The organism is Arthrobacter sp. TJ-236 (assembly GCF_058269235.1).
This window is the reverse complement of the sequence record NZ_JBZCNI010000003.1, coordinates 495509-516172: the sequence shown is the minus strand read 5'-3', so window position 1 is coordinate 516172 and position 20664 is coordinate 495509. Positions and strand designations below refer to the sequence as shown.

At 70.8% G+C, this 20664-nt stretch carries 15 protein-coding genes; 11 read left to right on the top strand and 4 right to left on the bottom strand.

Annotated features, from left to right (window positions below; genetic code table 11):
* Together AC4D16_RS14595 and AC4D16_RS14590 are read right to left on the bottom strand one after the other, a co-directional pair.
* Positions 1-9778, bottom strand: a 9778-nt coding sequence (locus AC4D16_RS14595) for an Ig-like domain-containing protein (RefSeq protein ID WP_490955487.1), incomplete at its 3' end; no start/stop codon positions are given.
* Positions 9779-10248: 470 nt separating this feature from the next.
* Entirely contained in the window at positions 10249-10536 is a 288-nt protein-coding gene (locus tag AC4D16_RS14590; protein ID WP_490955486.1) for a hypothetical protein, read from the bottom strand.
* Between the two features lie 58 nt (positions 10537-10594).
* Here AC4D16_RS14590 and AC4D16_RS14585 point away from each other — a divergent pair, with 58 nt between their 5' ends.
* The 11 genes from AC4D16_RS14585 to AC4D16_RS14535 all read left to right on the top strand — a co-directional run bounded on the left by AC4D16_RS14585 (position 10595) and on the right by AC4D16_RS14535 (position 19398).
* Positions 10595-10738 (top strand): ribbon-helix-helix domain-containing protein, encoded by a 144-nt coding sequence (locus tag AC4D16_RS14585; RefSeq protein ID WP_490949527.1) that lies wholly within the window; start codon positions 10595-10597, stop codon positions 10736-10738.
* Positions 10738-11454, top strand: coding sequence for a VOC family protein (locus tag AC4D16_RS14580; protein ID WP_490955485.1), 717 nt, complete (start codon positions 10738-10740; stop codon positions 11452-11454). The genes AC4D16_RS14585 and AC4D16_RS14580 overlap by 1 nt, the downstream gene beginning before the upstream one ends.
* Before the next feature lie 86 nt (positions 11455-11540).
* Positions 11541-12080 carry an NUDIX hydrolase family protein gene (locus AC4D16_RS14575; RefSeq protein WP_490949529.1) on the top strand — a complete coding sequence of 180 codons (540 nt, stop codon included), beginning with the start codon at positions 11541-11543 and terminating at the stop codon, positions 12078-12080.
* A gap of 99 nt (positions 12081-12179) precedes the next feature.
* A complete protein-coding gene (locus AC4D16_RS14570; protein WP_490955484.1) occupies positions 12180-13196 on the top strand; it encodes a DUF6707 family protein in 1017 nt (338 codons plus the stop codon).
* Positions 13197-13261: 65 nt separating this feature from the next.
* Entirely contained in the window at positions 13262-14521 is a 1260-nt protein-coding gene (gene tgt, locus AC4D16_RS14565; protein ID WP_490955483.1) for a tRNA guanosine(34) transglycosylase Tgt, read from the top strand.
* Between the two features lie 223 nt (positions 14522-14744).
* Positions 14745-15701 (top strand): type IV toxin-antitoxin system AbiEi family antitoxin domain-containing protein, encoded by a 957-nt coding sequence (locus tag AC4D16_RS14560; RefSeq protein WP_490955482.1) that lies wholly within the window; start codon positions 14745-14747, stop codon positions 15699-15701.
* A 199-nt stretch (positions 15702-15900) separates the two neighbouring features.
* Positions 15901-16566, top strand: a complete 666-nt coding sequence (locus tag AC4D16_RS14555; RefSeq protein WP_490955481.1) for a TetR/AcrR family transcriptional regulator — start codon at positions 15901-15903, stop codon at positions 16564-16566.
* Complete coding sequence (locus tag AC4D16_RS14550) at positions 16563-17048, top strand: hypothetical protein (RefSeq protein WP_490955480.1); 486 nt, start codon at positions 16563-16565, stop codon at positions 17046-17048. Before AC4D16_RS14555 ends, AC4D16_RS14550 begins: the two co-directional genes overlap by 4 nt.
* Entirely contained in the window at positions 17045-17995 is a 951-nt protein-coding gene (locus tag AC4D16_RS14545) for a TIGR01777 family oxidoreductase (protein WP_490955479.1), read from the top strand. The genes AC4D16_RS14550 and AC4D16_RS14545 overlap by 4 nt, the downstream gene beginning before the upstream one ends.
* A gap of 4 nt (positions 17996-17999) precedes the next feature.
* Entirely contained in the window at positions 18000-18824 is an 825-nt protein-coding gene (thiD, locus tag AC4D16_RS14540) for a bifunctional hydroxymethylpyrimidine kinase/phosphomethylpyrimidine kinase (protein ID WP_490955478.1), read from the top strand.
* A gap of 40 nt (positions 18825-18864) precedes the next feature.
* Positions 18865-19398, top strand: a complete 534-nt coding sequence (locus AC4D16_RS14535; RefSeq protein ID WP_490955477.1) for a DUF6328 family protein — start codon at positions 18865-18867, stop codon at positions 19396-19398.
* A 242-nt stretch (positions 19399-19640) separates the two neighbouring features.
* Here the strand turns inward: AC4D16_RS14535 and AC4D16_RS14530 are convergent, their stop codons facing one another.
* Positions 19641-20333, bottom strand: coding sequence for a LytR C-terminal domain-containing protein (locus tag AC4D16_RS14530; protein ID WP_490955476.1), 693 nt, complete (start codon positions 20331-20333; stop codon positions 19641-19643).
* Positions 20326-20625 (bottom strand): type II toxin-antitoxin system VapB family antitoxin, encoded by a 300-nt coding sequence (locus AC4D16_RS14525; RefSeq protein WP_490949539.1) that lies wholly within the window; start codon positions 20623-20625, stop codon positions 20326-20328. Before AC4D16_RS14525 ends, AC4D16_RS14530 begins: the two co-directional genes overlap by 8 nt.
* Positions 20626-20664 lie beyond the last annotated feature (39 nt).

Genomic DNA, 20664 nt, shown 5'->3' with positions numbered 1-20664 from the left:
TCACGAAACCGGGCTCCGGATCGAAGGTCACCACACCGTCGGCATCCACGGTGTAGACACCCTGACCGTCGACGGTGAGGGTCTTGCCTGCGTCGGTGACGGTACCGCCGCCGGTGAAGACGACGCTCCCCGGGACGAGTGCCAGGTTCGCGTTGCCGGGCCGGTCGTTCGCGACCACCGGGATGATCGCGTCCTGGTCCTGTCGCGTGGTGACGACGTCGGGGTTCGCCACGGGAGTGGCTCCTCGGACGACGACGGTGAGCGTCGCCGTCGAGCTCTGGTCGTTGCCGTCCGTCACCCGGTAGGTCACCGGCTGCACCGTCCCGCTGAAAGCGATGTCGGGCGTGAACGTCACGGTGCCCGTCGCCGTGTCGACGGTGAAGACACCGCCGTCGACCGCGAGCCTCGTGACAGCCTGGTCGCCGTCGAGCAGTCGCACGGACGCCGCGACCGGCGCACTGCCGCCCTCGACGCCCGGGAGGTCGTTGGCTGCGGGGTCCAGCGTCACAGGGGTGTTCTGCGGCGTGGAGGCCGCGTCCGCGACGGCGCGTGGCGGAATTGCGACCACCGTCACCGAGAGGGTGGCGCGGCCAGGCTGCTGATCGGCGTCGAACACCACGTAGGGGACGGGAGTGGCCCCGCCCGTGAAGGCGGCGAGGGGGGTGAAGGTGATGACGCCGTCGTCGCCCACACGGTACGTGCCCTGGTCCGGCACGGTCAGTTCCTTGCCGTCGACGGACAGCGCGGCGCCGGGGACGGCCTCGAGCTGCACACTGGAGGGGACGAGCGGGGTGGCCGCGTTCCCGGCGCGATCGTTGTCGAGCACGATCACGGGAACGGGTTCGCCCTGGTCGGTCGTGTCGGCGTCGTTGTTCGCGACCGGCCGCACCGCGACCACGCGGACCGTGACGACGGCCTGCCCCGTGGCACCCGCGGCGTCGGTCACACGGTACTCGGCGCTCGTGGTGCCGCTGACTCCGGGGGCGGGGGTGAAGGTGACCACGCCCCGCGCGTCCACCCGGAAGGTCCCGCCCGGGGTGGTGAAGGATCCGTCGGCCGCGGCACCGATGAACTCGACCGTGGCGACGTCGATGGCGCTGCCGCCGTCGACACCCGGGGTGTCGTTGGCGAGCACCTCGATCTCGACGGGCGTGTTCTGACCGGTCGACGCGGCATCGGACGCCGTACGGGGGCCCACCGGTGTGATGCCGAAGGAGATGGTGGCCTCGGCGACATTGCCGCCGATGTCCCTCACCGAATAGCGGATCACGGTGGCATCGTTGACGAAGGCGGCTTCCGGGGTGAAGGTCACCGCGCCGTCGGGAGCCACCTCGAACCTCCCCTGGCCCTCGATGGTCAGGCTCTTACCATCCGCGGACAGCTCGCCACCCTCGACCTCGAGGAACACCACGGAGGTCGGGTCGAACGGCGTGCCCGCATTTCCCGGCCGGTCGTTGGCGAGGACGTTCACGACGGCGGGCTCACCTTGCAGGGCACGCGCGGCGTCGTTGTTCGCCCGCGGCGCACTGATCCCCACGGCGATGTCGATCGTGGCCGTGCTGCTCAGGCCGTTGCCGTCGGTGATCCGGTAGGTGACCGTCGGCACGCCGCCCGAGAAGGTGACGTCCGGAGTGAAGGTCACGTCGCCGGTCACCGTGTCGACCGTGTACCTGCCACCCTCGACGTCGAGGGTGGTGACGAAGGTGTTGCCGGGACCCACCAGCCGGAGCGTGTTCGGGATGACGGCGCTGCCGCCCGTGACCCCGGGGAGATCGTTCGCTGCGGGCGACACCGTGATCGGCTGGTTCTGGCCGGTGGAGTAGCCGTCGGCGAGGGCGCGCGGAGCTGCGGCATCCACCGTGACGTTCACCGTCGTCGAACTCGTGGTGCCGTCGACGTCCGCGACCTCGTACCTGATGGCGCGGGCGGGTCCCGTGAAGGCCGGGACGGGCGTGAACGTCAGACCGGCCGAGGGGCCGTCGGGTGAGTAGGTGTACGTGCCCTCGTTCGGGACCACCAGGGTACGGCCGCCGTCCCCGACCTCGGCACCGGCGATGCCGGGTCCGCTGAGGATCACAGTGCCCGGATCGAGGGGCGTGTTCTCGTTACCCGGCAGATCGTTGTCGAGGATGTCGATCAGCACGGGCCGGCTCTGCGGCGTCCGTGCCAGGTCGGCATTGGCCGTCGGGACCACGATCTGGACGGTGATGTCGATCGTCGCGCGCGAGCGCAGACCGTTGGTATCGGCGACCGAGTACTGGATCTGGTCCACGGCGCCGGTGAATCCGTCCGCGGGGGCGAAGGTCACGTCGCCGTTCCCTCCGACCGTGAACACGCCCTGACCGGCGATCTCGAGCGTGTCGCTGAGGGTGTCGTCCGCGCCGACGAACCGGACCGAGTTCGGGACGACGGCGGCGCCTCCGGTGACTCCGGGGCGGTCGTTGGTCACCACCGGGAACGTGATGTCGGTGTTCTGTTCGGTGGTCTGAGCGTCCGCTGCGGCGCGGGGCGCCACGGCGGCGACGTCCACCACGAGGGTGGCCGTGTCGGAGCTGCCATCGACGTCCGAGACCGTGTACGTGACCGCGCGAGTGGCTCCCGTGAACGCGGCCAGCGGCGTGAAGGTGATCCGTCCGGTGGTCGGGTCCACGCTGAACGTGCCCTCACCCGCGAAGGTGAGGCTCAGGCCGTCAGCCGAGGGCACGATCCCGCCGGAGGTCTGCAGACGCACGGTGGTCACGTCGAACGGCGTGTTCGCGTTACCAGGGACGTCGTTCTCGAGGACGTCGACGGTGATCGGCGTGTTCTGCGGGGTGGCCCGGCGGTCGTCGTTGGCCTGCGCGATGGCGGGCCGCACGGTGACGTCGATCGTGCTGATGCCGGTCTGGCCGTTACCGTCCAGGATCCGGTAGCGCACCTCGGGTACCGCTCCGGCGAAGCCCGGGGCCGGGTCGAAGGTCACGGCGCCCGTGGTGGTGTTCACCGTGAAGGTGCCCTCGTCGAGGGTCAGTGTCTCGACCGGCGTGTCGCCGTCGAGCAGCCGCAGCGTGGTGAGGTCGGGGGCGGAGCCGCCGTCGACGCCGGGCAGATCGTCCTCGCCCGGGAAGAAGGTGACGTTCGTGTTCTGCTCCGTCACCGCGGCGTCGGCCACCATGCGGGGGCCCACGGCGGTGACGGTCACGCGGATCACGGCGGTGACGCGCTGACGGTCGGCGTCCTCGATGGCGTACTGCACCGGGGTCGCCGCGCCGGTGAAGGGCGCGAGCGGCGTGAAGGTCACCACACCGTCGCCGTCCACGGAATAGGTGCCCTGGCCAGCGACCGTGAGGGTTTTGCCCTCATTCGAGACAGTTCCGCCGCCCTCGCCGGTGAAGACGACGCTTCCGGGAACGAGCGGGGTCGCGTCGTTCCCGGCGCGATCGTTCGCTACCACCGGAATGATGACCGGCTGCGCCTGGCGAGTGGTCGCTGCATCGTCATTGGCCACCGGGGTGATGGCGGTGACGAGGACGTCGATGGTGCTGACACCGGTCTGGCCGTTGCCGTCGGTGATCCGGTAGCGGATCTCCGGCACGGGCCCGGAGAAGCCCGGGGCGGGGTCGAAGGTCACGGCGCCCGTGGCGGTGTTCACCGTGAAGGTGCCCTGCGGGAGGGACAGGGTGTCCACGGGGGTGTCGCCGTCCAGCAGACGGAGGGTGGTGAGGTCGGGGGCGGAACCGCCGTCGACACCGGGGAGGTCGTCCTCGCCCGGGAAGAAGGTGACATCGGTGTTCTGCTCGGTCACGGCGGCGTCGGCCACCATGCGCGGACCCACGGCGGTGACGGTCACGCGGATCAGTGCCGTGGCCGTCTGGCCGTCTGCATCCGAGACGCGGTACTCGACCGCGGTGGCGGGGCCCACGAAGGCGGCGACCGGCGTGAAGGTGACCACGCCGTCGGCGTCCACCGTGTAGACGCCCTGTCCGGTGACCGTCAGTGTCTTGCCAGCATCGGACACGATGCCGCCGCCGACTCCCGTGAAGATCACGCTGCCGGCGACAAGCGGCGTCGCGTCGTTGCCGGGGCGGTCGTTCGCGAGAACGGGAACCGGAACCGGCGTTCCCTGACGCGTCTGCGCGGCGTCGTCGCCCGCGGTGGGGACGGCGACACCGACCACCACGTCGATCGTGCCGATCCCGGTGGCACCGTTGCCGTCGGCGATCACGTACCGCACCTGCGGCACCTCGCCGGTGAAGCCTCGGGCGGGCCGGAAGGTGACGGAGCCGTCGGCCGTGTTCACGGTGAACACGCCCTGGGTCAGGGTGAGCGTGGTGACGGGGGTGTCGCCCTCGAGGAGACGCAGCGAGGTGAGGGCGGGTGCGCTGCCGCCGTCCACGCCGGGGAGGTCGTCCTCTCCGGGCTGGAACGTGACAGGGGTGTTGCGCTCGGTGACCGCGGCGTCCGCCACGGTGCGCGGCCCCACGGGGGTCACGGTGATGCGGAGCTGCGAGGAGGCCGTCTGTCCGGCCGCGTCACTGATGGAGTAGGGCACTGCGCGGGCAGCTCCCACGAAGGCGGCCTCGGGGATGAAGATCGCCACGCCGTCGTCGAGCGTGTAGATGCCCTCGCCTGCGACGGTCAGGGTCCTGCCGTCGTCCGAAAGGACGCCACCGGCCACCGCCGTGAAGACCACCGAAGCGGGGTCCAGCGGGAGCGCGGCGTTGCCCGAGCGGTCGTTTGCCGCAAGGTCCACGGGGATCGCGGTCCCCTGACGCGTGGTCCCGGCATCCGGGTTCGCGACGGGCCGGGCTGCGACGACCTCGACGTCGATGACGCTCGTCGAGGACTGCCCGATGCCGTCGCTGATGCGGTAGCGCACCTGCGGGACGGAGCCGCTGAAGCCCGCCTCGGGGGTGAACGTCACGGTGCCGGTCGCGGCGACGCGGAAGACGCCGGCGCCCGGCAGGGTGAGCTCGGTCACCGGCAGGTTCTGCGCGGTCAGGAGGCGGATGCTCGCGGCCACGGGGGCGCTGCCGCCGTCGACGCCGGGGAGGTCGTTGGCGGCGGGGTCGAGGCTCACGGGCGTGTTCTGCGGAGTGGTGGTCGCGTCGGCGACGGCGCGTGGCGGGGCGGCGGTCACGGTGATACTGAGCTCGGCGCTGTCCGTCCGGCCGTCGGCGTCGCTGATCGTGTAGGTCACGGGCGTCGCGGCGCCGGTGAAGGCGGCCACGGGCGAGAACGTGATGACCCCGTTCGCCGCGACGCTGTAGACACCCTGGCCCGGCACGGCGAGGCGCTTGCCGTTCTCGGTCGGCTGCTCCCCGTTGACCGCCGAGAGCACCACGGAGCCGGCGGTGAGCGGCGTCCGCGCGTTGCCGGCGCGGTCGTTCGCGACGACGTCCACGGGCACGGCCTGCGCCTGCGGAGTGGTCGCCGAGTCGTCGTTCGCGACAGGGCTGACGGGTGTCACCTGCACGTCGATGGTCCCGGTGCCGGTCTGCTGGTTGCCGTCCGTGATCCGGTACTGGATCTGCGGTACGAGGCCCGTGAAACCTGCCGCCGGAGTGAAGGTCACGTTGCCGTTGGCGGTGTTCACCGTGAAGACGCCGGCGTTCACGGTCAGCGTCTCCACGGACGCGCCACCTGCACCCACGAGGCGGACGGTGGAGAGGATCGGCGCACTGCCGCCGTCGACCCCGGGGAGGTCGTCGGCGCCGGGCGCGAAGGTGACCGGCGTGTTCTGCTCGGTGACGGCGGCATCGGCCACCATGCGGGGGCCCACGGCGGTCACGGTGACGGTGAGCTGCGCCGTCGACGTCTGGCCCGCACTGTCGGAGACGGTGTACGGCACGGAGCGCGCGCTACCCACGAAGGCGGTGACCGGCGTGAAGGTCACCACGCCCTGGACGTTCACGGTGTACACGCCCTGGCCGGCGACCTCGAGGCGCTTGCGGTCGGCCGAGAGCGTGCCGCCCTGAACGGTGGAGAGGACCACGGTGTCGGGGACGAGCGGCAGCGCCGGATTGCCTGCGCGGTCGTTCGCGAGCACCTCGAGGGGTACCGGGGAGCCCTGCGGTGTCGTGGCGACGTCATCGGCGGCGACCGGCACGGCGGCGGTCACGGTGATGTTGATCGCGGCGGTGGAGCGCTGGTTGTTGCCGTCGGCGATCGAGTAACGCACCTGCGGCACCACGCCGGAGAAGCGCGGCGCCGGGGTGAAGGTGACGCGACCGGTCGCGGTGTCCACCGCGAAGCGGCCCTCGGTGAGGGTGAGGCTCTCGACGAGCTGGCCGTTGGTGCCGATGAACCGGAGGGTGTCCGGGACCACAGCGGTGCCGCCGTCCACTCCGGGGCGGTCGTTCTCGGCGGGGTCCAGGGTCACGGGCGTGTTCTGCGCCGTGGTCCGGGCGTCGTCCGCGGCGCGCGGGGCCACGGCGGAGACGTTGACCCTGAGCTGCGACTCGGCGAAGGTGCCGCTGGCATCGGCCACGCGGTAGGTCACGGGGGTGGCGTCGCCCGTGAAGGAGGCGAGCGGGAGGAAGGTGACGCGTCCGTTCTCGGCGTTGGCGAGGTACGTGCCCTGGCCGGGCACGGTGAGCCGGCGGCCCTCCTCGCTGAGCGTGGCCCCGGCGGGCGCGACGAGGCGCACCGTCCCGGGAACGAGGGGCGTGTTGGCATTGCCCGCGCGGTCGTTGGCGAGCACGTCGAGCGTGGTGGTGGCGCCCTGCGTCGTCGTCTGCGCGTCCGGATTGGCCACCGGTGTGGCGGCGGCGACCTGCACGTCGATCGTGGCGCGGGAGGTCTGGCCCGCGGCGTCGCTGATGGCGTAGGTGACCTGCGGCATGGTGCCGGAGAAACCGGCGCGCGGGGTGAAGGTGACGGCGCCGGTGGCGGTGTTGACGACGTATCGGCCGTCGGTCAGCTGCAGATCCGTCACGGGCTGGCCGGCGCCGTCGATCAGGCGGAGGGAACCGGGCACGAGGGCGCTGCCGCCGTCGACGCCGGGGCGGTCATTGGCGATGGGCGCGAAGGTCACGGGGGTGTTCTGGTCGGTCCCGACGGCGTCGTTCGCCGCACGCGGGGCGACCGGCGCGACGTCGATGACGAGGTTCGCGGTGGCGGTGGCGCCGTCGGCGTCCGCGACCGTGTAGGGGACGGCCGTCGTGGCGCCGGTGAACGAGGCGACCGGGACGAAGCGCACGGCGCCGGTGGTCGGGTCCACGGTGTAGGTGCCCTGGCCGGCGACGGTCAGGGTGCGGCCGTCCGCGGACGGCACGCTCGCGCCGACGGCGGAGAGCCGCACGGTGGCGGGACGGAGCGGCGTGGCCGCGTTGCCCGCGGCGTCGTTCACGAGGAGCGGCACCGTGACGGGGGCGGCCTGCGTGGTGCTGCCGCGGTCGTCGTTGGCGGTGGGACGCACGGCCGTGACCGAGACGGTCAGGAGGCCGGTGGAGGTGAGGCCCGCCGTGTCCGCGATGCGGTAGGAGACGTCCGGGACGCGCCCGGAGAACCCGGCGGCGGGCGTGAACGTGACCGCGCCCGTGGCCGTGTTGACGGTGAACGTGCCCTGGCCCGCGAGCGTCAGCGTGGTCACGGCCGTGCCGTCGGCGGCGAGGAGGCGGAGCGAGGAGGCGTTGACGGGGGTACCGCCGTCGATACCCGGGGCGTCGTTCGCAGCCGGGTTCACGGTGACGGGGGTGTTCTGCGGGGTGACCACGGTGTCCGGGGAGGTGCGCGGCGGGACGCCGGTGACGGTGACGGTGACGTTCGCGGTCGCGGTGCGCCCGTCGACGTCGGACACGGTGTAGGGCACCGCCGTCGCGGGACCGGAGAAGGCGGCGACGGGCGTGAACGTCACCGCTCCCGTGGTCGCATTGACCGTGTAGGTGCCCTGGTTGGGCACGCTGAGGGTCTTCCGGTCCGCGGAGAGCACCGCGCCGGGGGTGTTCGCGGGCACGGAAAGGACCACGGTGCGCGGGTCGAGGGCGGTGTTCGCGTTGCCGGGGAGATCATTTGCCACGACGTCCAGAGTGACGGCGGTGCCCTGGCGGGTCTCGGCGGTGTCACCGCTCGCGGTCGGGGTGACGGCACTGACGGTGACGGTGATGGTGCTCCGCGCGGTCAGGCCGCGGGTGTCCGCCACCTGATAGGTGACGGCGGGCGTCGTTCCCGTGAAGCCACGGGCCGGCGTGAAGGTGACCACGCCCGTCGAGGTGTCCACGATGAACCGGCCCGCGGGGATGGTGAGGTCGGTGACGAGGGCACCGTTGGCGCCGACGAGGCGCACGGAGGCCGGGTCGATCGGCGTGCCGCCGTCGATCCCCGGGCGGTCGTTGCCGGCCGGGCTCAGGGTCACCGGGTTGTTCTGGCCGGTGGTTGCGGTGTCGGCGGCGGCGCGGGGGGCTACGCCCGTGACGGTCGGGGTGATGGTGGAAGTCGCGGTGACGCCTGACTGGTTGGCCACGCGATAGGTGACGGGCCGGGCGGTGCCTGCGAAGGCAGCCACGGGTGTGAAGGTGACGTCGCCCGTGGCGGCCACGGTGTAGGTGCCCTCGCCCGTGACGGAGAGGGAGGTGACGAACTGGCCGGTCGCGGGGTCCAGCAGGCGGACCGAGGGCTTGTTGATCGGGGAGTCGACACCGTTGTCGTTGACCGTCGGATCGAAGGTCACAGCCACGCCCTGCGTGGTGGTCGGTGCGTCCGCCACCGGGACGGGCGGATCGGCCGTGACGGTGATGGTCAGTGTCGAGGACGCCGTGGAGTTGTCGACGTCGGAGACACGGTAGGTGATAGGGCTCGCCGTACCGATGAACGCGGCCGCGGGCGTGAAGACGACCTGGCCGTTGGTAGTCGCGGTGTAGACGCCCTGGTTCGGGACGGTGAGGGTCTTTCCGTCGGCGCTGACCGTGGCGCCGGGGATGCTCGGTGCGGAGAGGATCACGGAACCGGGGACGAGCGCCTTGCCCGTCGCCGGGACGTCGTTGCCGAGCACCGTGGTGGTGATCGGGGTGTTGCGCTTCACCGTGTTGGTGTCCGCGACGGCCGTGGGGGTGGGGACGTCCTGCAGGGTCACGAAGGCGTTCCACTGATCGACGTTGGTTGCAGTGAGCGTGGCCGACCCACCGAAGACCTTGAGACCTGTGGCGATGGTCACCTGGGTGAGGCCGATGCCGTTGATGATCATGCTGCCGCAGGCAGCCGGAACGGCGGCGTTGCAGGCCGTGCTCGGCTGGTTGACGCCCGTCTGGAAGCGGTTGCCGTTCACCACCGCGAGGCTCGACGTCGAACCGGGCTGCGGCTGGCTGAGCGTGGCGCCCGCAGGAACGGAGGTGACGTTGCCGTACACCGAATAGGTACTCGTGACGGCACCGTTCGACGTGGTGTTCGCTCCGAGGCCCACGACGTGCAGCACCGGATTGTTCACCGGCTTGCTGAAGGTGATGGTGATGCTGCCGTTCTGCGGGCAGAAGACGTTGGTGTTTCCTCCCGCCACGCAACCCACGCCGGACGTGTCGAGCTGGGTCACGACAGTCCCGGCCGGCAAAGAGGGCGAGAAAGTCGCGTCGGTCGATCCGCGTACCGGAAGGGTTGAGGTGGTTCCACCGGTGGCTGCCTTGACGGTGTTACCCGCGAGCGCCCAGGTGCCGGTGACGTTCTCCGTGTTGGGCTGCGTGAACGTCTGCGAGTAGCCGCTTCCCGCATCCACGACGTTCGCGAGCCTGGCCGCCGAGGCGCTCGGAGCAGTGGCGACCGACAGCGCGATCACCGAGCCCGCCCCGAGGACCACCGCGAGGCACATCGCGAGGACGCGCTGCAGAAGGGACCAAGAACCTGAGTGCCGGTGAGACCGCCGACGTGCGCGCTGATGCGACAAAGCATTCCCCTTGAGACCACCGCGGCGGGCTTCCGGCCCAAGCGGTACATGCGAGTGATTGAGTTGTACCGGCGCCGCCCCTGCTACCCAGCAGTACATCCAGGCGTTCCGGTGGGATCGCGTCGTCATCCACGCAGTCCCGCTTCAGGACGGCCGACTCTGATCAGGTGTGTCGGAGGGCCGCCCTCAGCTTTTTGAGAATAACCACGAAACCTCGCGATGGCGTTGCCTCAGACGCAAGGAACAAGCAACATATCCGCAAGGATCAACAGCTGGTTGCGTTTCTCCCACGCGCCTATTTCGGGTGGAAGGCCTCACCGCGGGACAGCATCACACGGATCCCGCGATGGTCCGCGTCTTCGCAGCGTCGGCCCTCAGCCGGGAGAGGCGGAAGATCAGGCATACCTTTTCTGTGAGGTGAGTGTGCTGATCATCGCCGACGCTGCGGAGTCGGTCGCGATCGCCGTCATCAGGTCCGGCGGCTCCTCGGCCGTCGCGATTGCGGACGGATCAGATGCTGCGGGCGCCGCGCTGCGTGAAGCGGACGAGGTAGCCGGCGTCGTCGCACCGCCCTTCCTGTGCAGGACGAGCCGCACGCCCGGCGAGCTCTCATGGTGCTCCTCGAGCCATGCGCGCCGTGCAGCGGCATCCGGGAGCAGCAGTTCGGGGCGTTCGGCCGTCATGGTCCCCACCGTAGGTGCGCCTTGCGTGTGCCGCTACTAGATTGCTAGCATCCTAGGAATGAGCCCGGAACCGAAGGTGCAGTTCAACGTCTATCTCCCCGCGGACCTCGTGCGCGAGGTCAAGCACCGCAGCATCGACGAGTCCCTCAGCCTGTCCGCCTTCGTGGAACGGGCACTCCGCAGCTACCTCCAGGAGAACTGATGCTCCGCGTCCGACCCCTCGTCCACACGACCGACCCCACCCGCGCGACGGCGTTCCTCCGGGCCCTCGGCCTCACCCCTGCGGCCGACCCCTCACCCACGCCCGCCTACGCGGTGTTCGACGCCGGCAGCGGCCGCGTGGCGCTGCACGCCTGCGCTGCGGATGGCCCCGCGGACGGCACCACACTGCTCGCGTTCGACGTCGGGGACGTCCGGGAATTCGCGCGGCGCACCGCCGAGGCCGGCACGGCCGTGGTACTCACCGAGGAGGGCCACGGCCTGGCCGCCCGCGTCACCGCCCCGGACGGCATCTCCTTCCTCGCGGACGAGGGGCCGCGGGAGACGGGAGCGCCGCCCTCCCCGCTCTCCGTCCTGACGCTCTGGTACTCCCCCAACACCGCGCCGGCCGTCCGGACCCTGAGGGGTGTCGGAGCGACACCCCGCATCAGTTCCGACGCCGGCACGTGGCACGATTTCCGGGCGAAGAACGGTGGGCTCGTGGCCGCGCACGCGGCGGCCCGCACCGGCATCGAGCTCGCGTTCGAGTACGACGGCGACGTCCGCGAACTCGCAGCGGGACTGACCTCCGGCGGGCTGCGGCCCGTCGTCGTGGACGAGGGCTACGGACGGTCGCTCCGCGTACCCGCACCCTGGGGCGCGGAGGTCTGGATCAACGAGTGCCAGCAGGACTTCTACGGATACACGAAGCACGAGTAGCAGTCCGTGGCGTCGTCGCGCCCGGTGTGGGGCCGGGCACAGCGCGCCGACTGTCCGCGAGCGCGCTCCTGCAGTAGAACTGAAGTATGACCGTTCGCACCCCTGACCCCAATCCCGGCTGGCTCTCCGAGGATGATCTCTACGAGGCCCGCCGCCGCCTGCCCATGGTGTACGTCGAGGCCATCCCGGTACGGTGCGACGCCCTCGGGTACGTCAACGAGGTGGGTCTGCTGCTCCAGGCCAACGAGCAGGGCGAGATGATGCGCACGTTCGTCTCCGGCAGGGTCATGTACCGCGAGACCATCCGCGCGGCGCTCCTGCGCCACCTCGAGAAGGACCTCGGCCCCTTCGCGCTGCCGCAGCTCTCACCCTCGCCGCTGCCCTTCACCATCGCCGAGTACTTCCCGTCACCCTCCGAGACCGGGCTGACCGACGACCGCCAGCACGCCGTCGCCCTCGCCTACCTCATCCCCGTCACGGGCGAGTGCAGCCCGCGGCAGGACGCCCTCGAGCTCTCCTGGCTCACCCCGTCCGAGGCCCTGAGCCCGTCCATCCAGGCCGAGTTCTCCGGCGGCCGCGCGGACCTCCTCCGCCAGGCCCTCGCGCACGCCGGCTGGGGCCGCTAGCCCGTCCTGACGGGTGCCGCGCGTTACCGTATCGTGATAGCGGTGCGCTGGGGCGCCTGAGTACATCGACGGGTTATCGCAGAGGTTGGCACAACGCACATGATGGTGAACACGGCGGGGTTCCACGCGGTGTCCGCGGACGCCCTGGGAGTCGGCGACGCACTGGCACTCCCCGGGTCCGACGACGTCGCGGAGGTCACGGCGGTCGCGGTGGAGCAGGACGACTTCGGGACACCCGCACTCCTCGTGGCGACGGTCGCAGGCGGCCGCACCGTGTCCATCGCGATCGGGTCCACGGTCCGGGTGGCCGGGCCGTCGGCGTCCGATCCCCCGTCCGATCCCGTGCCTGATGCCGCGCCCCGTCCGGCACCAACCGATGCTTCGCTTCCCGATCCCGTGCAGGCCGATACCGTGCCGACCGAGACCGTGCCGACCGGCGTCGCCTTCCCTCCGACCCCCGCGCCGGACGTCCCCCCGGCCCTCCCGGCACCCGCGGTCGCCGCGGATCGCGGGTCACCCGAGGAGCTGGTCGTGCAGATCGCCGAGGCGCACGCGGAGAATCCCGACGTCCAGGAGCTGGCAGGTCGCCTCACCCGCGGCATCAACCTCAAGGCCGGCAGCAACCTGCAGGACCTCCACCAGCTCGCGCTCACGCTGTTCGTCGACGAGGCGGACATCCCAGCGGCGCTGACCATCGCCGATCTGCTGGCCGAGCAGCCCTTCGACGGCAACTTCGGGCGCTGGAAGTGGATCGAGGGCGGGCTCGCCATCGCCGCGTACCTCACGCGCGAGGACGACGCCCGCTCCGCCCGCTACTCCGCCGCACTGCGCGTGGCCGACGACGCCGAGACCGATCCGCTGCGCGCCAAGACCGCGGCCGTCTACCGGCAGCGTCAGCTCAACGAGCCGAACGTGTACGACCCCGAGATCCTGCGGGCGTCCTCGGTGGGCAAGCCCGACGTCGAGCGCGACTGGCGCGTACTCCGCATCGGCGTGCTGCTGTACCTCCGCGCACACGGCGGATCCGAGACGCTCAGCCGTGAGGTCCTCGACCGCCGCATCGCGTCCGAGCTCGCCGCCGTCGCGGCGCTGAACGAGGAGCTCGCGCGGCGCTGAGCCTGTCGCGGCCCGCGCGTCCGGGCGCGTCCGGGGCGTCGTCGTCGTGCTGGCAAAATGGGTTGGTGCATCCACAGTCCCAGCAGTCCGCGTTCTCGTTCCACGTCCGTTCCCGCCTCGAGGAGACGACGCCGACGGCGGGCGGGGGACGGCGGCACGGGCGCACCGGGACCATCACGACGCCGCACGGCGAGATCCGGACGCCCGCGTTCATCCCGGTGGGCACGAAGGCGACGGTCAAGGCCGTCCTGCCCGAGGCGATGGCCGGGCTCGGCGGGCAGGCCCTCCTCGCGAACGCATACCACCTCTACCTGCAGCCCGGCGCCGACATCCTCGACGAGGCGGGCGGGCTGGGCGCGTTCATGAACTGGCCCGGCCCCACCTTCACCGATTCCGGCGGGTTCCAGGTCATGAGCCTCGGCTCGGGCTTCAAGAAGGTCATCACCATGGACGTGCCGGTGGACGCCGAGTCGGCGGGTGCGGATGATCGCGTGGCCGTCGGCAAGGAGCGCCTGGCGCACATCGACGACGACGGCGTCTGGTTCAAGAGCCACCTCAACGGTGACCGGCACCGCTTCACACCGGAGATCTCGATGCAGGTGCAGCACCGGCTGGGCGCCGACATCATGTTCGCGTTCGACGAGCTGACCACGCTGATGAACTCGCGGGGCTACCAGGAGGAGTCGCTGGAGCGGACCCGGCTGTGGGCGCTGCGGTGCATCGCGGAGCACGAGCGGCTCACCGCCGAGCGGAGCCACCGCCCCTACCAGGCGCTCTTCGGCGTCATCCAGGGAGCGCAGTACGAGGACCTGCGGCGGAAGGCGTCGGCCGATCTCGGGGCCATGAACTTCGACGGGTTCGGCATCGGCGGAGCGTTGGAGAAGGAGAACCTGGGCACCATCCTCGGCTGGTGCAGCGAGGAGCTACCCGAGGCCAAGCCGCGCCACCTGCTCGGCATCTCCGAGCCGGACGATCTCTTCAGAGGCATCGAGAACGGCGCCGACACCTTCGACTGCGTCTCCCCCACCCGCGTGGCCCGCAACTCGGCGTTCTACACTCCCGACGGACGGTGGAACCTCTCGAACTCGCGCTTCAAACGGGACTTCACGCCGCTGGTGGAGGGCTGCGACTGCTACACCTGCACGCACTACACGCGTGCCTACATCCACCACCTCTACAAGGCCAAGGAGATGAACTCGGCCACTCTGATCTCCATCCACAACGAGCGATTCGTGGTGCGCATGGTCGACGACGCCCGGGCCGCCATCGAGGACGGCACCTTCTACGACCTCAAGGCCGAGGTGCTGGGCCGCTACTACGCGTAGCGCCGTCGCCGCCGTCGTTCCATTTTCCCTCACGACGCCGCCCCGCCGCCCAGCCGCCCCTCCCTTCTTCCCGTCCGGACCGCCGCGGCGGGTGCCTCTTCCCGGGGGAACTGCACCCTGCCGACGGAGCAGATGCCGCGGGTCGACGCTCCGGCAGAGCCGCTTTATCCACATCGAGGCCCCTTCGCGTGCTGCGGCCGTCCGCGACTGTGACGGTGGAGCGATGACGGAGCCCCATAACCGCGCGTCGGCCCAGCAGATCCTCTGGCGGTACCAGGAGCTTCTCGACGACGGCCTCAGCCGCAAGCGCCTCCACCGGGCGATCGCACGCGGAGAGCTGAGGCGCCTGCGCAAGAACTGCTACGTGGCGGCAACTCACTGGGCCGAGCTCGACCCCGTCGGACGTCTCGAGCTGCAGGCGCGCGCCCACCACCATTCCCTGGTCGGACGCCCGACCGTCGGCCACGTCTACAGCCACGAGACCGCGGCCGTGCTCCATTCGCTCACGCTGTGGCGGCCCGAGCCGGGCGTGCACGTCACGCAGCACACCCGCACGTCCAACGCGAGTCACGGTGCCGACGTCGTCAACCACAGCGCGCAACTCGACGACGACGACGTGACCCTCCTCCGCGGGCTTCCGGTCACGTCCCTGACGAGGACCATGGTCGATTGCGCGCGGACCCTGCCGAGCGATCGGGCCCTGATCATCGCGGACCAGTGCCTCCGACAGGGCGCTTCACGGCCGGACGCACTCGCGTCCCTCGAGCGCCTGGGACCGGCCGGCGGCGTCGTGCGCGCCCGGCCGGTGCTCCTCGCGGCGGACGCCCGGTCCGAGTCGCCGGGCGAGTCCCTGACGCGGATCCGCCTGCACCGCTTCCGCCTGCCACCCGTCGACGTACAGGTCGAGGTACGGACCCGCGCCGGCGTCTACCGCCTCGACTTCGCCTGGCGCGACCTCATGGTCGGTCTCGAATTCGACGGGAAATCGAAGTACTTCGGGGACGTGCCGACCGCCGAGGTGCTGTTCCAGGAGCGTCGCCGGGAACGGATACTCACGGAGGCCGGGTGGACGATCATCCGGATCGAATGGTCGGACCTCTTCCGGGAGGCGGAACTCGAAGCACGTCTTCGTGCCGTGCTCGCCTCCGCGCAGCGCCGCATCGAGTCCGACGCATCCTAGACCAGCGCGCGGCAGGGCGCCGGCGCCTGCTGTCGGACGTCGTCGGCCGCTGCACCCCGGACCCGGGGCATTTGCTCCTGTGCACGGGTGAAGTACCCCCGGGTCTGACCGCCCGCCGCGGCGGACCCCATCGGGGCTAGGTTTGAACGTGTTCAAATAACGGCTACGCTCCAAATTGAACACGTTCGAAAGGACCCCGATGCCCACCCCGACGGCCAAGAGCGAAGCCACCCGCGAGCTGCTGGTCTCCACCGCCCTCCGGCTCTTCCGTGAGGTCGGCTACGAGAAGACGACCATGCGGGCCATCGCCACTGCCGCCGGCGTCTCGACGGGCAGCGCGTACTACTACTTCTCCTCGAAGGACGATCTCGTCCACGAGCTGTACCGGACGTTGCAGGAGGAACACCGCGGCCTCGCTCTACCGCTGATGCGGAACGGCCAGAACCTCGGCGAGCTCCTGAAGACGGTGCTGAACACCGGGATCGACGTCATGGCGCCGTACCACGAGTTCGGCTCGAACTTCATCAGCATCGCCATCAAACCCTCGGCCACCACGAGCCCCTTCGGCAGCGAATCGGCCGTGGCGCGGGCCCGTGCCATCTCACTGTTCCGCATCGCCGTCGCCCAGTCCCGGCCCCAACCGCCCCTCGCCATCCGCGACGACCTCCCCGAACTCCTCTGGTACGCCTACATGGCCATCACGCTGTTCTGGGTCTACGACTCCTCGCCCGGCCAGCTGCGCACGCGCCGCCTCATCGACCAGGCAGCGCCCCTCATCTCGAAGCTCGTGATCCTCTCGCGCCTGCCCGTGGTGCGGAAGATCGTCGAGGACATCGTGCAGCTGCTCCACGGGACGCGGCAGTGAAGGGCGGTCCGGGGCCGGGAACGGAGTTCTCGCCCGACGACATCGGACCGCCGCCTCCGCGGCACCGCGTCACCTTCGGACCGGGTGCGGTGGCGGTCGGCTACGTCGTCGGGGTCGCGACACTCGCCGTCGGCCTGGCGTTGCCGTCGGGGCCCGGCGCGGGACCGTTCCTCGTCGTCGCGTTCATGTACGGCCTCGGGATCGGGCTGTTCACCGGGCTACCGCTCGGCATCGGCCTCGGGCTCCTGCTCCGGCCCGTCCGCAGCCAGGCGGTGCACGTCGCGGTGTTCTTCGGGGTGTTCGCCGTCGTCGCCTTCGTGATCAGCGCCGCGCTGTCGCCGTCCACCGCCCTCGCGGACAGCCTCCCCGTGGCGCTCGTCGTCGGCGGCGCGGGCGCCCTGGCCCGCGCGAGCGCCTGGCCCCTGGTGCACATCCGCGAACCACCCCAGCAGCACGCCGCTCGCCAGAAGGAGACGCCATGAGTGTCAGGACAGTCGTCATCGCAGGTTCCTCGGGCTTCATCGGCTCCTACCTGACCCGGCGGTTCACGGACGCGGGGGTGGAGGTGCGGCGGATCGGCCGCACGGGCCCCGTGGTCTGGGGTGACACCCGGGCCATCGCGAACGCGCTCGATGGCGCCGATCTTCTCGTCAACCTCGCCGGCCGCAGCGTGAACTGCCGCTACAACAAGCACAACGCGGACGCCATCTTCTCCTCACGCGTGGACACCACGGAGGAGCTCGGCCGCGCACTCGCGCTGTGCCGCGCCGGCGGCGGCGCACCGCCGTCGTGCTGGATCAACTCGAGCACCGGCACCATCTACCGTCATGCGATGGACCGCCCGCAGACCGAGGACGACGGCGAGCTCGGCACCGGCTTCTCCGTCTCGGTGGCGCGCGCGTGGGAGCAGGCCCTCGCCGACGCGGACGTGTCCGGCGTCCGGAAGGTCGCCCTGCGCATCTCGATCGTCCTCGGCCCGGGCAGCGTCATGACTCCCCTGACGAACCTCGCGCGTGTGGGCCTCGGCGGCCGCATGGGGCACGGTGATCAGAAGTTCAGCTGGGTGCACCTCGACGACCTCTACCGGGGCATCGTCTTCATCGCGGACACCCCGTCCCTCGACGGACCGGTCAACATCGCCGCCCCGGACGTCGTGACGAACGCAGAGCTCATGGCCGCCGTCCGCCGGCAGCTGGGCATCCCCGCGGGCCTTCCCACGCCGGCATGGCTGCTGGACCTCGGCGGGCGGATCATCCGCACGGAGGCCGAGCTCGTGCTCAAGAGCCGCTGGGTGGCGCCGCGGAAACTGCTTGACGCCGGATTCACCTTCGGGCACCCGACGCTCGTCCCCGCGCTCGCCGACATCCTCGGTGACCGGCAGCCCGCGGCGAACCGGGTGGCAGCGCCGGAGCCGCGTCGGGCAGACTAGGAGGATGCCCGAGACCCAGACCCCCGCAGCCACCCCGTCCCTCGCCCTGACCATCGCCGGATCCGAGGCGACGGGCGGCGCCGGCGCGCAGGCCGACCTCAAGACCTTCCAGGAACTCGGCGTCTACGGGATCGTGGCGCTGACCTGCATCGTCTCCTTCGACCCGAAGAACCAGTGGCAGCACCGCTTCGTGCCCGTGGACCAGCAGGTCATCGCCGACCAGCTCGAGGCCGTGCAGGCCTGCTACCCGCTGACCACCGTCAAGCTGGGCATGCTCGGGACCCCCGCCACCATCGACACCGTGGCCACGGCCCTGAAGAGCCAGGAGTGGGACAACGTGGTCCTCGATCCCGTGCTCATCTGCAAGGGGCAGGAGCCCGGCGCGGCCCTCGACACCGATCAGGCCCTGAAGGCGAACATCCTTCCGCTGGCCACCTTCGTGACGCCCAACCACTTCGAGGCAGAATCCCTCTCGGGCATCACCATCAATTCCCTCGAGGACCTCAAGGAGGCCGCCCGGATGATCCATGAGCAGAGCGGCGCCGTGGTCCTCGCCAAGGGTGGCGTGCGCCTGGAGGGCCCGGATGCCCTGGATGTCTACTACGACGGCGACACGCTCGAGGTCCTCTCGGCCCCGAAGGTCGGCGACGTCGCCGTCAGCGGCGCCGGGTGCACGCTCGCAGCGGCCGTCGCCGCGGAACTCGCGAAGGGCGCGAGCCCGCTGGAGGCCGCCCGCACCGCGAAGCAATTCGTCACCGAGGGCATCCGCAACCGCATGGCCTCCAACGCACCGTTCGACGCCGTCTGGCAGGGCGGTGGCCGAGCCTAGCGGCCGGGCCGTCGGCTCCCCCCACGACCCGGCGGACCCCATGGAGCCCGTTCCCCCGACGGATCCGGCGGACGACGACGGTCGCGGCGAGAGCCGCAACCAGCGGCTGGACCGGAACTGGCAGGAGATGCTGCAGGAGCTGCGCGTCATGCAGACCGGCATCCAGATCCTGACGGGCTTCCTCCTGACGCTGCCGTTCCAGAGCCGCTTCAGTGACCTCGACAGCCTGCAGCTCACGGTGTACCTGTGCCTGGTCTGCGTGTCCGCGCTCATCACCGCCATGGTGCTCTCGGCCGTCAACCTCCACCGCGTCCTCTTCGGCCTGCGGGTCAAGGACACCCTCGTGCGCCACACCTCGTGGCTCATCCGGATCACCATTGTGCTCGTGGGGCTGGTCCTCGCCGGTACCGCGGGCCTCGTCTTCGACATCGTGGTGGGCCGCGCGGCGGGCGTCATCGTCGCGGCGGCCCTGCTCGCCGTCGTCGCCCTCCTGTGGGCGGCCTACCCGTTGGCCGTCCGGCGCCGGGCGCTGCGCTCGCGCCGCACAGCGCTATCGGAACGCGACGCCGTCTGACTTCCCGCCGATGCGCATGACGCCGGGGTCGTCGCCGTCGGATGTCGCACGGCCGGAGCCGGAAGCCCGGAGCCGGAAGCCCGGGACCCGACGAACCCGGGGCAACTGCTCCTTTGCAGGGGTGCATTACCCCCGGCAATGAGCACCCGCCGCGGCGTCCCGGACGGGAAGGGGCTCGGCTCCTGGGATCCGGCCACCCAACGGATCCAGGCGCAACGGGGCCGTGGATGCCGGGGCAGGCGCTACGGAGCCGTGGGCGTCGGTGCGGGGGCGGGCGCCGTCGTGGCCCCCTCCTCGGGCGCGCAGCTCAGCCCCGCCGGCGTGATGTCCACGCCCTCGGGCGGGATGATGCCCGCGTAGGAGGACCCGAGGACCACGTCGACGGTCCTGTCCTCGCGCTCGTCCGCAACGTAGACGGAGTCCGGGATGGTCCGCTGCACCGTGAAGGCGTTGGCCCGGCCACCCTCGCCGGAGATGATGATCGCGGTGACCGACGTCGCGCGCAGTTCACGGTTCCCGATGTCGCGGACGGCGAAGGCGCGCTCGCGCAGCTGGGCCGCGGCGGTACCGGCGAGGCCGTCGATCGTGGTGCCGTTGAAGACGTTCACGGTGATCGCGCTGGGGTCCTGGTAGTCGAAGGGGCCGGCGGGGCAGGTCGAGGTGGGCGTGGGTGCCGCCACGGGGTCACCCACGGTGATGTCACCGCGTGTGATCCCCACGGCCACGTACACCGCCGCTGCGAGGAGCACCACCAGCACGAAGAGAACCACCCCGTGCCGTATCCTGCGGCGGGACGCCAGGCGCCGGCGGGCGGCGTCGTTCTCCTCGAACACGGCGCCGAGGTCCGTCTCGGTGACGATCCGGTGGCCGTGCCACTCGGTGGGATCGCGCTTGGCCTGGAGTCTCTGCTGGCGCGACGAGCGCTCCTCAGTCATGGAGCACGAGAACCCGCGCGTGGAGGATGGCCCGCTGGTGCAGTGCAGTGCGGACGGCGCGGTGCAGGCCGTCCTCGAGGTACATGACCTCGTTCCACTGCACCACGTGCGGGAAGAGGTCGCCGAAGAAGGTGGAGTCCTCGGCCAGCAACGCTTCCAGATCGAGGGTGGTCTTCGTGGTCACCAACTCGTCGAGCCGAACCTGCCGTGGAGGAACGTCCGCCCAGTCCTTGGGGGTCACGTGTCCGTGGTCCGGGTACGGCCGGCCGTCACTGACTGCTTTGAAGATCACTGCTACAGACTAGGTAATCGGTGCAGCCAATGGAACGCG